Genomic DNA, 13,563 nt, shown 5'->3' with positions numbered 1-13,563 from the left:
GCTCTGGCTCTGGCTCTGGCTCTGGCTCTGGCTCTGGCTCTGGCTCTGGCTCTGGTTCTGGTTCTGGTTCTGGTTCTGGTTCTGATTCTGATTCTGATTCTGGAGAGGCTACCCCAGGCATTTCCTCAACGGAGGCCACCGCAGAGGATAAGTCAGTGGCCTCTGCCGGGGAGGGCTGACCCGGTACATAGGCTTTTGCCGCCGCTGGACGGGACAGGGACTCCAACCGCTGCAACAACGCATTTTGCGGGTTCGGCAAGTCCTGATTGGCGGCCACGGCATCCACCATTGCCAACAACAGCTCATGCCCTTCGGCTGCAGTATCCAGAAGTGCATCAGAAGGGGATAGACGCATCTCCACGAGCCGTCGATAGAACTGGTTCAATGCTGCTGCCAGCTCCTGCATACCCGGCATTCCCGCACGACCAGCGGCAGGGGCCAACCCTTCCAGCTCGTCCTGCAAACCTGTCAGCAGACTGAAGTCCTCTGGCTGATCCCGCCATTGCCTGAGGTACTGATCTGCGTCAAGCAGACGCTGCATGCCATCGGTCATCAGCAGATTGAGGAAATCGGGATCAACCTTTAGGGAGGGTCTTGTCTCATCACTGAGGATAGCGGACATGATTTGATCGCGCAGTGCCGTCAGCCGTTCGAGAAACACGGGCAGCTCAGGAATACTTTCCACCCGCTGCAACTCATGGACAGACGAAAGTGACAGTGTGCAATAACTCGCGCCATCATCAAGCAGGTTGACAATTTCGTCCGTCACCTCGAGATGGTAGTTGTACAGCTCCTTGATGAAATGTTCCAGTGGCGCAACAAGGTCGCCAATGGGTTCAATCCCGGCCATTCGGGCACTGCCCTTCAGGGTGTGCAGGGCGCTCTGCAGCGCACTGGTGGGCGGCGAATAGACCGGGGCCTGCTGACGCTGCTCCAGCACAAAATGTTTGATGACATCAAGATAATCCACTGCCTCTTCGGCAAAGATTTCCAGCAACTCAAGATCTTTTGCATTCGGCACCAACGGATGATCGCCATCAACGTCCGGCTCTGCATCCGCCACCGCATTGCCACCTACCATTGCCGGGGAAGGTTCCTTTGCGTCACTGTCGTGACAATCATCAACGCTATCGGGCAGGGCCGTTTCTTCACCCCTGGCCAGTGCCTCTGCTGCAATTACCAGCTGGGCGACATACTCGGGGCGGCTGTAATCAGTTTGTTCAGAAAAGGCCTCGGCAAGATCGGGCAGCACATCCTTGGTCAGTCCGACAACCGCCATCAGGGTCGGAGTAATGACTACTCTTTTTTCAATCAATCGGTTAAGCAGATGCTCAACCGCCCAGGCTATGCCGGCAAGCTGATCTGCACCCACCATGCGCCCACCCCCCTTGAGGGTATGAAAGGCCCGGCGCATCTCAATCACCGGCTGCTCTGCGTTGGGTGAATCAACCCATTGTTGATAGGTATCGTCGAGCGTCGCCAGCACCTCAGTCACTTCTTCCAGAAAAACATCAATGATTTCCCGGTCGACCGCATCAGCGCCAACAGTTTCTGGCGGCTCATCACCCTGTGACGCCCCAGTAAGCGGATTTTCAGTCAAGGGCTCAACAGCGATATCGTCAGCATCATGGCGAGTGCCCGTCCCTGCAGCAAGCGAGTAACCGAGGCGGGCGATACTCTGTTCGGCCAGATCGAGAATGGATTGCTCAGCTTCTCGATCCTGCTGATCGAGCACTTCCAGATAGTATTCGATGCCGGTGATTGCCTCAGCCAGGGCATCGAGCATATTCCAGTTGGGCACACTCCGGGCAGACAACACCTGCTCCTCAAGAAAGCGGTTGCAGGCGTCGAGAACCGCCACTGCTCGGGGTAGCTCGAGCATCAACAGCGCCCCCCGCACCTCTGCAACCAGCTGGGATAGGCCATCAAGCTTGTCCCGCCGCCATTGCGAGGCAATAAAGTCGACAATGACCTCTTTGACCTGATCGAGCGTGTGCCTGGCCTCTGCCAGCAATGCCGCCTGGGCACGGTTCACTTCAACCTGCATCTCCTGACCGACGGCACCACCCTCAATCAGCTGCTTGTTGAGCTCCAACCAACCGTGTAAACCGGTTTGCGCCTCCACCAGACAATTGGCCACCGCCGCTGGATGAGGGGAGTCCGCTGACGGATCAGCAATAAACAGTTGCAACTGAGCTAAAGCCTCCTCCAGCAACTCGCGCTGCCTTGGCCGGCCCAACATGGTCACGGCATCAACCAGTTTTTTCAGCCGATCTCCGGATTCATCGAGTAGTGCCGGTCGAGTATCATGTTCCTCTACCAACCGGGACAGACATTCCTTAAACTGCTCAATGTCCTGATCCAGCGCCGACACAATCAGCCGGGCGGCATCGGGTGCGTAAACAGGTGATAGACCGTCTTCGGTATCCTCTATGGTGACATCGCTGGGCAGTGACTGATCAAGACGGTAATCCTCCCGGACTGCAATAGCTCTGGGGCCCTTGCTGCGGGCAAAGGCGATATAAAACAACAGGTTTTTAAACAGTACCTCTGGCAGTGGCTGGGTCAACCCGTCATAGCCCGCCTGCGCCAGTCGACGGATTTCGCCCTCCAGCTCTCTCAATAACATTTTCAGTGCATAGCCCAGCGGGATATCCCGGCCGGCGATGCCTTCAAGCAGTGCCAGTACAACATTCCACAGCGGTTCCCGTGGCATGCCCTTGCTCAGCTCCTTGAGCCGTGAGAAGACCTTGTCCAGGTAGCTGAAGTTTTCCTCAATTTTTTCCCCTTTGAGCAACCCCAGTAGCGCGTACTGATACATTTGCCGTAATTTGCGCAGCAGGTTGGCCATGACCACCGGGTCAGGCTGACGGTCATACGGCTTGCTGAGCCGCCGGGATGCTTCAATATGGGGCGAGAAGAAAGAGGTTTCCGAGATCAACGGTTCACCTCTGACCGCCCGAAACTCATTTAGCAGAAGCAGTAATGACTCCGGGTTATCCCGACGGGTAGCCATCACCTGTCGCAGGTAATTTGGCAGTTTCAGCATGGCCTGAACCAGGACATCACAACCATCGGCCACAGCCGTTATGCGCCGCTCGAGAATACGATCGGCAAGTACCTCCATCTCCTCGGCCAGCAGCAAAGGACCGTAACAGTCAGCAACTTTCAGAGATCCCTTTATCTGGTGAATGTAGTCAACACAACGGCGAATACTTGCGGTATCAGTTGAGTCCGCCAAAAAAGACTCTAACGCCTCACAGGCGAGCTTCAAGGTGGCATCGACCTCATCGGCAAGCCATGTCAGCCCATGCAATCTTCCGGTCAGCGCCATTTAATGCCCCCGCGCCGGGTTGGGGGAGCGCCGATAGGCGAGCACAGCGGGATCGCAACGGTCCCGTATCAGCACTTTCGGTGGCGTGCCAAAAAACTCACCGGGAGCAAGAATCAGACGGCCAGCCGGTTTGAGGGCACCCGCCAGTTTCTCCAGTAGCATTTTTCTGCGTGTTGGTGCGACATAAACCAGCAGGTTTTGACAGAAGATGACATCGAAGGTTTTGCCTGGTAGCGGATCGAGCAGATTATGCTGGGCGAAAACAACGCGCTTTTTGAGGGTTGCCCTGACGCGCAGGAATTTATCACTCGCTGATTCAAACCAGCCCTGCTGCATGGCATTGAGATGCCTCAGTCGGCTCCGCAGATATTCGCCGCGCCTGGCGATATCCAGAGCCGACCGGGACAGGTCCGTGGCCAACAAACGAAACGGGGAAGACAATTTACCTGCCTGACAGAGTTGCTCTGAAAGCATTGCTAGCGAATAAGGCTCCTCACCACTGGCACAACCGACGCTCCACAGACTAAAACCGGACGGCGGTTCCGGTTGAGAGTCAGACTCGGCAGCATCTGAATCACCCGACAGCACCCTTGCCACATAATTAAACGAAGGAGGATGACGAAAAAACCGTGTTTCCTTGATCAACAGGCGGTCCACCAGAGCTTGCAGGCTCTCCCCGCTATCCTCGGGCTGCCGGGATGAAGACTGGTGTTCAACCATTCGGCGACGGGCAAAATCCGCCCAGCAATCACTGACTGCAATACCGGTGTGCGATTCAACCAAACGGCACCAATGTCTGAATTTTCGCTCAGTCAATTCCATGGCGGGGTCCATCGGAAAATTCCGCCATCACTCAGACCTGGCTATCCGGAGAATATGGTTTTTTCTTCTCCTTGTTGCCCGCCTGATCACCGGTATGCTCTTCCCATTCTGCAGAGAAGTCTTCATCTTCATCCAGTTCCCTGGCCAGGTGGTCGAAGTCCATATCGCCATCATCTGACTGCAGTGACTTGAGAATTTCCTCTTCATCGTAGCTGCCATTATCGTCTGCGCTTGATAAGCGCTCACTGTCATCTACTGATTGGGCCGTTGCAGTCGAGGACACCTGACCTTGATACATCGCCTTTTCTATTTCGTCGGCTTCATCCTCGCTTAAGCTTGAAGCACGCATGGGCTGACGGACTTGGGCAGACGGTTTGTCTGCAGCGCTGTCCTCGGGGTCGTCAGTCCCATCAGCGGGCACGTCTTCAGCGGTATGATCAAGAAACTCATCTTCAGCAGCATCCTCGAAAAGCACATCATCGCCGAAAGCGTATTCATTAAAATCCCCGACCTGCTTCGGTTCCTGGTGGAGATGATGGCGCTCCATGGAGGCAGGCAACTTGAACCCGGAGACCGAATTTCTCAGGTCAACAGCCAGCTCTGCCAATTCACCAATGGACTGGGCCGTATTATTGGTACCGGAAAGGGTCTGAGAGGTAATATCCTGGATCACATTCATCGTTCTGGAAATGTGTCCAGCGGTCGTGGCCTGATGCTTGGCCGCCGTGGAGATATCCTGAATCAGTTCCGCAAGATCGGCCGAGACGGTTTCGATTTCCTCCAGGGCACCCTCCGCAGCATGGGCCCGCTCCGCCCCCCTTACTACCTCGGAGGTCGTTTGCTCCATGGAGCTGACGGCTTCATTGGTGTCAGTCTGAATGGTTTTCACCAACGAGGCGATCTGCTTGGTTGCTCCTGCAGAACGTTCGGCAAGTCGCTGGACTTCGTCGGCAACCACCGCGAAGCCACGTCCCGCATCACCAGCCATCGAGGCCTGTATAGCGGCGTTGAGTGCAAGAATATTGGTCTGGTCGGCAATGTCATTAATGAGTGACACGATGTCACCGATTTCCTGGGAGCTCTCCCCCAGTCGCTTGATGCGCTTGGATGTATCCTGAATCTGCTCACGAATCGTATCCATACCACCAATCGTGTTCTGTACCACCTCGGCACCTTTCTTGGCAATCGAGACTGATTTTTCTGCCACCGAGGCAGATTCGGCAGAGTTTGCCGATACCTGATCAATCGTGACGGCCATTTCGTTGATGGCTGCCGAGGCGCCGGCAATTTCCTGCGCCTGATGTTCGGAGGCGTCAGCCAGTTGCAGCGCCGTAGCCCGGGTTTCATTGGCCGCGGCCGAGACGTTTTCAGAGGTGTCCTGTATCTGAGCTACCAGGATTCGCAGCTGGTCGATGGCGTAGTTGATGGAGTCTGCAATTGCACCGGTAAAATCCTCGGTGACAGTGGCATGACTGGTAAGGTCACCTTCACCAAGACCGGCGATCTCATCCAGTAGACGCAGAATCGCCTGCTGGTTCTGCTTGTTGTCCATCGCCGTTTCCTGAAGCCGGCGGCGGGTTTCCGCTGAAATCAGCACACCCATTAACGCTATGATAATCACACCGATGACCCCGGCATACAGCGCTGTTTGATAGGTAAAACTGCGGCTCTGCGGCAGCGCGGCGATCGCATCGGAGATATTGTTGATGCGCTCCTGTAGAAGAGGCGATTCATCAAGGATGCTCTTACTTGCCTGACTGGCGCTGAAGAACGCCGGGGTAGCATCAAAAATTTCCTGAATGGAACTGCTGACAAACGCAAAATGTTCTGTACTGCGGTCGAGGTTCTCTCTTGCACGGGGGACAGTAACAGGGCTGATACCCAGACCGGCATCGCCATTCTTCATGCCTGACAGTACTTGTCCAAACATTTTCACATCGCGGGAAAACTGGTCAGCGGCCGTTTTTGCATCGGCGCTACCGGCCAGCATTTTGTCCACATTGCGGCCAATTCTCTCGGCACGCCAGATTTGCGCTTGCGCAACCGCCACTTGCTCAGAAGGCGCTCTGCTGGCCAACAGAATATCCACCACCTCCCTATGTTCCTGTTGCAACTCTGGCAGACTTTGATTCAGGGTCGCAGCAACCTTATTGAGGAAGATGACAGTGTCCTGATTGTCAATAATCGTACGGGCATTTTGCTGGGCAGTTACCCAAACTTCCGAAAGAGCATCCAATGGAGGGGCAGCCACCTCATCCACCAGGTTGCTATGCAGTTTGCCCCAGCTCTCCTGCATGCGATCAACCAAACCCTGCAGCTCATCAAATGCCCCCTCGTTGCCCGCGGTTGATTCCCGGGACAAACTGACGAGCCGGTAGGACAGCGCCCGCAACTCTGAGGTTAGCTGCAAACTTTCCTGATCCCTGGCATTTTGATTGAAGACCATCAACAGGTTGAAGCCGAGAAAAACGACCACCACCATCAACAGCACCGACAAAAAGGTGATCAGAGATTTATTTTTGGATTTGTTGACCGCCGTTTTCATGTGAATATCACTCCAAGCCTGTGTTGCGGCTACCCTTGGCAGACCCGCACAAATTTTTCTGGGCGGCCAGCTAGGCCGCCACTTCGGTAAAACGCCGGTCTGCCAGCAACTGGCTGGGACGCAGCAAAATCCAGGTGCCATCCGGCTGGACAAAACCCCCGTCTGCATATGGCGCGAGCCTGTCGGGGATATCATTCAGGTTTCTGGTATATGTATCTATTTTGAAATGGCGCATGCCATAAACACGGTCAACTGTCAGGCCAACAAACATACCCATCATATCAATCACCATCACCCGCTGCTGCTTTGCTGAACCGGATAATTTGTCACCCAGGAACGCTGACAGTTTGACGATAGGCAATAATCTTCCCCGCAGGTTTGCTATTCCCAGCACCCAGCGCTTCACCCTGGGCACTCGCGTGTATTGTGGCAATTCAACAATTTCGGTGAGCTCCTCAAGTGCAACTACCAGATTGATACCGAGTATTGAAAAGCACACCACCTTGCAGGCTGGGACGATATCCTGCTGCGCTGGCAATCCGCGTTGCGTGCTATTAAACCGCTGCGACAGGGATAGAAGCGTATTGAACGGTGAACTGACCATGGCTCTCTAGCAACCCGTATTCAACGGATCACTTCCTTCAGAATACTGATGAGATCTTTTTCATTAACTGGTTTGGTGAGATAGGCCTTGGCACCCTGGCGCATACCCCAGACCTTATCGGTTTCCTGGTCCTTGGTGGTAACAATGATCACGGGAATATGCTCTGTCTCGCTGGCCTTGCTCAACTGGCGGGTCGCCTGAAAACCATTGACACCGGGCAACACAATATCCATCAAAATGGCATCCGGTTGCTCTCTCAGGGCCATGCTATAACCGGCTTCACCACTATCTGCCGCCAGCACCTCATAGCCATTTTTTTCCAGCATGCCCGTGAGTCGATGTGTCTCAGTGGGCGAATCATCAATGATCAGTACTCTCGCCATACGCGCCCCCATCCGGGATATCGGTAGTTTGTTCCGCTGTTGCATCCGGGGCAGCCGCTCGGGGAGCAAACCTCTCCAGCGCCTCAAATAGCTCAGCTTTGCTGAATGGCTTGGTGAGGTAGTCATCAGCCCCCACAATCCGCCCTTTTGCCTTGTCAAACAAGCCATCCTTGCTCGACAGCATAATGACGGGTGTAAATTTAAAGTGGCTGTTATTCTTGATCAGGGCACAGGTCTGATAGCCATCCAGTCGGGGCATCATGATATCGACAAAAATGATATCAGGCCTGGTATCGGCAATTTTGGAAAGCGAGTCAAAACCGTCAATAGCCGTAATCACCTCGCACCCAGCTTTGCTGAGCAGCGTTTCCGCTGTACGGCGGATGGTATTGCTATCATCAATGACCATCACTTTAAGGCCGCTTAATTGCTCTTCCATTGTTCTTTGTCCCAATTTTTGATTCCCACAAGTCCGTGCCACATGGATGGACTTATGTAACACAATCATGAGGTTTTATCTATAACCGCCTGTTGGGATTGGCCACCGGGCACCATTTTTAACATCAGGTATTGCGCTGACATGGCACTGGCCTTAAGTTACTGCCATAAATCGCAAACCCGCAAGGCTATCATAAATAACATGCCCACCCTGATGACGTGACACAGGTAACAATTATGACTAGGACACTCGGCGTGGTCATGGATGCCATCGATAGCATCAACCCGAAAAAAGATACCACACTGGTGCTATTGCTCGCGGCTCAGAAGCGCGGCTGGCAGCTTATGCTAATGGAGCAATCCGACCTTGCGCTGGAGAGCGGTAAACCCACTGCAAGGATGACCCCCCTCAGGGTCAGAGATGATCTGCTGGACTGGTTCTCGCTGGATGAGCCCCAACGACGACCCCTGTCAGAACTGAATGTCATACTGATGCGCAAGGATCCGCCTTTCGACAGCGAGTACATCTACTCCACTTACCTGCTGGAAGCGGCGGAAAAACTTGGCGTACTGGTCGTCAATAAACCCCAGGGGTTGCGAGACTGCAACGAAAAAGTGTTTGCCTCGCTGTTCCCTCAATGTGCGCCCCCTCTGCTGGTCAGCCGCGATGCAGTGATGCTCAAGCAATTTCACAAGACCCACAATAATGTGGTGTATAAACCCCTGGACGGCATGGGTGGCACCGCCGTATTTCAAGTTCGTGCCGATGACCCGAATATCAACGTCATCATCGAGACACTGACCATAAATGGCAGTCGCACCATCATGGCACAGAAGTTCATTCCCGAGATTCGCCAGGGTGACAAGCGCATCCTGATGGTGGATGGTGTACCGATACCCTTTTCCCTGGCCAGAATCCCACCTGAAGGTGACATCAGAGGCAACCTAGCTGTGGGCGGCAGAGGCGTAGTACAACCGCTCACCGAAAGAGATCAATGGATTGCAGCACAGGTTGGTCCAGTGCTGCGGGAGAGAGCCATTTTGTTTGCCGGGCTGGATGTGATCGGCGACTATCTGACGGAAATCAATGTCACCAGTCCCACCTGTGCACGGGAAATTGACCGGGCTGAGTCTACCGATATTGGCGGCAAACTGATGGATGCGATAGAGGCAAGACTGATCTGATGCCTGTCGCCATGCCGGAAATTCAACCAGAGCACCAGTCCGATCGGTTGGGGTTTTCAATCTTCCTGGCTGTGGCCATCCACGCCATGATTATTTTTGGTATCGGCTTTAAACTCCAGCAACAACAATCACCGGCTCCCACTCTGGAAGTGACTCTGGCCCAACATCACCATGACATTATCGACGAAACACCGGACTTCCTCGCCCAACAACAGCAACAGGGCAGCGGCAAAGAGCAGGAGATGGACTTGCTCACCACCGATCAGCGCCCGGAGCTCAGCGCCCAACAACAGCAGTCCCCGGCCTCTCTACTCGAACAACAGCGGCAACAGACACCTCGGGACGCGGTCACCCTGATATCAACCACCCATGGTGAAAGCGCACCGACAGAACCGGCTCAAGAAGCCAAAGAGGGTGATGCCGCCGTGCAATCACCGCCTGCCATGACGCCAGAATTTGCCAGCCTGCAAGCCAAACTGGATGAAAAAAAGCGTGAATACAGCACGCTGCCCAATGTCTTGCGGGTCACCTCCGCCAGCACCAAGGCTGCTGAGTATGCCGCCTACCTCCAGTACTGGATTGATCGTATCGAAGTCATCGGCAATAACCATTACCCGGAAGAAGCCCGCCGCAAGGCAATTTTTGGCGACCTCCGGCTGGCGGTGACACTATTGCCAGACGGCACAGTGGAAAAAATAGAAATTCTGCTCAGTTCAGGACAGAGAGTGCTGGATCTGGCAGCAGTAAGAACCGTACGCATGGCATCCCCGTTTGCGCCTTTTCCGCCAGAGATGAAACAGTGGGATAAACTGGAAATTATTCGCACCTGGCAATTTGAGCCCGGGCACCGACTCAACACCCAGTAATCACCATCGTGACAATAATGCACTACCTTTACTTGTTTTCTGTCGCAGTGCACCCATAATCCTAATATGGGTTCAATATCGTCCAATCAGCATTTCGAAAGCCTGAGCAACCATTTCCTGGTGGCCATGCCGGGCCTTCACGACCCAAATTTCTCTCACGCCGTCATTTACGTTTGTGAGCACGGTCCCGGCGGCGCCATGGGACTGGTCATCAATAACCCACTGGATGTACCGATCAGCCAGATTTTTGAACAATTTGAGCTGGGTTATTCACCACACATCGGCACCCAGCCCCTGTTGTCCGGAGGACCCGTGCAAATTGAACGGGGTTTTGTACTACACCGGGCAGGCGAAAGGCAGTGGGAGTCCACCCAAACTATTTCCGGTGAAGTCAGCCTTACCGCTTCACGGGATATCATCTCGGATATCGCCATCGAACGAGGTCCAAGCGAACTGATTATTACCCTGGGGTATGCGGGCTGGGGGCCGGGCCAACTCGAGGAAGAGCTGGCCCACAACGCCTGGCTCACTGTCCCGGGCGATGCCGACATACTCTTTAATACGCCCTTTGAACGGCGAGCCTCGGCAGCAGCGGCAAAGATCGGGATTGACCTGAACATGCTGAGCACTGATGCCGGACACGCCTGATCCAAACGCTATGTCAGAAAAGCCGGTGACGCTGTTAGCGTTTGATTTTGGTACCGGCCAGATTGGTGTTGCGGTGGGTCAGAGTCTAACCGGTAGCGCCAATCCACTGACGGTGCTCAGAGCCCGCGACGGTATTCCCAACTGGGAGCAGATTGCCGGACTGCTGGCTGAGTGGCAACCGGATCAGTTGCTCGTGGGCCTGCCACTGAACATGGACGGCTCAGAGAGTGCATTTTGCCAGCGGGCAAGAAAATTTGCCCGGCGGCTCAATGGTCGCTTTGGCCTGAAAGTCGCCATGGTAGATGAGCGTCTTTCAACGTTTGAAGCCAGGGGACAGTCAAAAAATCACGCCATGCGACGCACGGGCAGTTATCAGCAATCACTCGTGGATGATCTGGCCGCCGTGATTATACTCCATACCTGGTTGTCAGACCCGTCACTGGCACAGGCGCCCTGATACGAGTCAGAAACGATTGATATGGTCATTGCTGTCTTCCTCTACCTGCAACTCGTCGGCAGCATTGGACAGGTAACTGGCATCGGTTTCTGACTGGAGTTTAATGAGCAGGCGCAAATCATTCTTCGAATCAGCGTAGGTCATGGCATCCTCATAGGTGATCAAACCTTCGTCATAAAGGGCATAAAGCGCCTGATCAAAGGTCTGCATTCCCTGTTCGGTGGAGCGCGTCATCAACTCTTTAAGCTTGTGAACCTCACCCTTGCGGATCAGATCACCCACCAACGGTGTGTTAATCAGGATTTCAATGGCGGCGCGGCGGCCACTACCATCGGCCAGAGGGATCAGTTGCTGGGCAATCAGGGCCCGCATATTGAGCGACAAATCCATCCATAACTGGCCGTGACGCTCAGCAGGAAAAAAGTGCAGAATTCTGTCCAGCGCCTGGTTGGCATTGTTGGCGTGCAGGGTGGCCAGTACCAGGTGACCGGTTTCGGCAAAGGTAATCGCATGCTCCATCGTCTCACGAGTACGGATCTCGCCGATCAGAATGACATCCGGTGCTTGGCGAAGGGTATTGCGCAAAGCAACCTCAAAAGACTCCGTATCGATGCCAACTTCCCGCTGGGTAACAATGCAGCTTTCATGGCGGTGTACAAACTCAATCGGATCCTCGACGGTAATAATATGGCCACGACTGTTGCGATTGCGATGGCCAACCATTGCCGCCAGCGAGGTGGATTTACCGGTGCCGGTAGCACCCACAAAGATAATGATACCGCGCTTGGTCATCACCAGATCATTCAAAATCGGTGGCAATAGAAGCTCTTCCACTGTGGGGATAATAGTCTCAATCCGGCGGAGCACCATGCCCGCTTCGTTGCGCTGGAAGAAGGCACTAACCCTGAAACGACCCACCCCTTGGCGGCCAATGGCAAAATTGAGCTCTTTCTTTTCACGAAACTCAAGCCGCTGCTTCTCATCCATGATGCTTTCAACCACTTGATGAGCCTGCTCCGGCGACAGCGGCGTTTTGCCCACCGGCACAATGGTGCCGTTAATTTTGATACTGGGAGCCACAGCGGCAGTAATAAACAGGTCTGAAGCCCCTTTTTCCACCATCAACTTAAGTAGTACATCAAAGTCCATTACATTCTCCGCAACTCAAATGCTGTTTATTCCAAACAGCGCAGGCAGTTAGTACCGGCAAATCACACTAGAACTCATCCGGTATTTTGGCTTTTTCGCGGGCTGTCTCGCGGGTGATTACTTTCTGGGCTACCAGCCTGTGCAGATTCTGATCCATGGTTTGCATGCCGTGTGATGCCCCTGTCTGAATAGCGGAGTACATCTGGGCAATTTTTTCCTCGCGAATCAGGTTGCGGATTGCCGGTGTGCCAATCATGATTTCGTGGGAAGCGACACGGCCACCACCAATTTTCTTCATCAGCGTTTGTGAAATTACCGCCTGCAGTGATTCGGACAGCATGGCCCTCACCATGGATTTTTCAGCCGCCGGGAACACATCCACAATACGGTCGATGGTTTTTGCTGCCGAAGTGGTGTGGAGCGTACCAAACACCAGGTGGCCGGTTTCCGCCGCCGTCAGCGCCAACCGGATCGTCTCCAGATCCCGCATCTCCCCCACCAGAATAATATCGGGATCTTCCCGCAGAGCAGACCGTAGCGCCTCGCTGAAGCCGTGGGTATCACGGTGGACTTCCCGTTGGTTAACCAGGCACTTTTTACTTTCGTGAACAAATTCGATGGGGTCTTCAATGGTGAGGATGTGCTGATAGCGGTTCTCGTTGACGTAATCCATCATTGCAGCCAGCGTCGTGGACTTGCCCGAGCCCGTCGGCCCCGTGACCAGTACCAGCCCCCGTGGCAGCATGGCGAGATTGCGAAACACCTGTCCCAGCCCCAGATCCTCCAGCGTCAACACCCGGGAGGGGATGGTACGAAAGACCCCCGCAGCCCCCCTGTTCTGATTAAACGCATTGACCCGAAAGCGGGCGACACCAGGCACTTCAAACGAGAAATCTGTCTCCAGAAACTCTTCATAATCGCGACGCTGTTTGTCGTTCATGATGTCGTAGATTAACTGGTGGACCTCCTTGTGCTGCATGGGGGGGAGGTTCACCCGCCGCATATCACCATCAATCCTGATCATCGGGGGCAGACCACCTGAAAGGTGCAAATCTGACGAACCCTGTTTTACGCTAAAAGCCAGCAGTTCCGTAATATCCATGCGTTAATCCTGTTATTCTGGGTTAATCTA

The 13,563-nt window shown here is 54.2% G+C and carries 12 protein-coding genes; 4 read left to right on the top strand and 8 right to left on the bottom strand.

What is annotated here, in order from left to right; translation table 11 throughout:
- The 6 genes from AACZ64_RS12600 to AACZ64_RS12575 form a co-directional block, all read right to left on the bottom strand.
- On the bottom strand, positions 1-3,334 hold a 3,334-nt coding region (locus tag AACZ64_RS12600; protein ID WP_339640283.1), incomplete at its 3' end, for an Hpt domain-containing protein.
- Positions 3,335-4,156 (bottom strand): CheR family methyltransferase, encoded by an 822-nt coding sequence (locus tag AACZ64_RS12595; RefSeq protein WP_339640281.1) that lies wholly within the window; start codon positions 4,154-4,156, stop codon positions 3,335-3,337. It abuts the gene before it with no gap.
- A 31-nt stretch (positions 4,157-4,187) separates the two neighbouring features.
- Entirely contained in the window at positions 4,188-6,701 is a 2,514-nt protein-coding gene (locus AACZ64_RS12590; RefSeq protein WP_339640279.1) for a methyl-accepting chemotaxis protein, read from the bottom strand.
- A 70-nt stretch (positions 6,702-6,771) separates the two neighbouring features.
- On the bottom strand, positions 6,772-7,305 hold the full coding sequence (locus AACZ64_RS12585; protein WP_293614407.1) for a chemotaxis protein CheW: 534 nt from the start codon (positions 7,303-7,305) through the stop codon (positions 6,772-6,774).
- Positions 7,306-7,325: 20 nt separating this feature from the next.
- Positions 7,326-7,688, bottom strand: coding sequence for a response regulator (locus tag AACZ64_RS12580; protein WP_293614408.1), 363 nt, complete (start codon positions 7,686-7,688; stop codon positions 7,326-7,328).
- Positions 7,666-8,127 carry a response regulator gene (locus AACZ64_RS12575; RefSeq protein WP_293614434.1) on the bottom strand — a complete coding sequence of 154 codons (462 nt, stop codon included), beginning with the start codon at positions 8,125-8,127 and terminating at the stop codon, positions 7,666-7,668. The genes AACZ64_RS12580 and AACZ64_RS12575 overlap by 23 nt, the downstream gene beginning before the upstream one ends.
- 236 nt (positions 8,128-8,363) lie before the next feature.
- Between AACZ64_RS12575 and gshB the strand changes: the two genes are divergently transcribed.
- The 4 genes from gshB to ruvX all read left to right on the top strand — a co-directional run bounded on the left by gshB (position 8,364) and on the right by ruvX (position 11,282).
- Positions 8,364-9,311, top strand: coding sequence for a glutathione synthase (gene gshB, locus AACZ64_RS12570; protein WP_293614409.1), 948 nt, complete (start codon positions 8,364-8,366; stop codon positions 9,309-9,311).
- Positions 9,311-10,177 carry an energy transducer TonB gene (locus AACZ64_RS12565; RefSeq protein WP_293614410.1) on the top strand — a complete coding sequence of 289 codons (867 nt, stop codon included), beginning with the start codon at positions 9,311-9,313 and terminating at the stop codon, positions 10,175-10,177. The genes gshB and AACZ64_RS12565 overlap by 1 nt, the downstream gene beginning before the upstream one ends.
- Positions 10,178-10,243: 66 nt before the next feature.
- The gene (locus AACZ64_RS12560; RefSeq protein ID WP_293614411.1) at positions 10,244-10,825 is read left to right on the top strand and encodes a YqgE/AlgH family protein; all 582 of its coding nucleotides are present in this window, start codon (positions 10,244-10,246) and stop codon (positions 10,823-10,825) included.
- A gap of 10 nt (positions 10,826-10,835) precedes the next feature.
- On the top strand, positions 10,836-11,282 hold the full coding sequence (gene ruvX / locus AACZ64_RS12555) for a Holliday junction resolvase RuvX (RefSeq protein WP_293614412.1): 447 nt from the start codon (positions 10,836-10,838) through the stop codon (positions 11,280-11,282).
- Positions 11,283-11,288: 6 nt separating this feature from the next.
- Here ruvX and AACZ64_RS12550 read toward each other — a convergent pair whose 3' ends face one another.
- Positions 11,289-12,431, bottom strand: coding sequence for a PilT/PilU family type 4a pilus ATPase (locus AACZ64_RS12550; RefSeq protein ID WP_293614413.1), 1,143 nt, complete (start codon positions 12,429-12,431; stop codon positions 11,289-11,291).
- A gap of 67 nt (positions 12,432-12,498) precedes the next feature.
- Entirely contained in the window at positions 12,499-13,533 is a 1,035-nt protein-coding gene (locus tag AACZ64_RS12545; protein WP_339640277.1) for a type IV pilus twitching motility protein PilT, read from the bottom strand.
- Between the last annotated feature and the right edge of the window lie 30 nt (positions 13,534-13,563).

Source organism: uncultured Porticoccus sp. (genome assembly GCF_963975625.1).
Lineage (GTDB): Bacteria > Pseudomonadota > Gammaproteobacteria > Pseudomonadales > Porticoccaceae > Porticoccus.
This window is presented reverse-complemented; position numbering and strand designations above follow the sequence as displayed.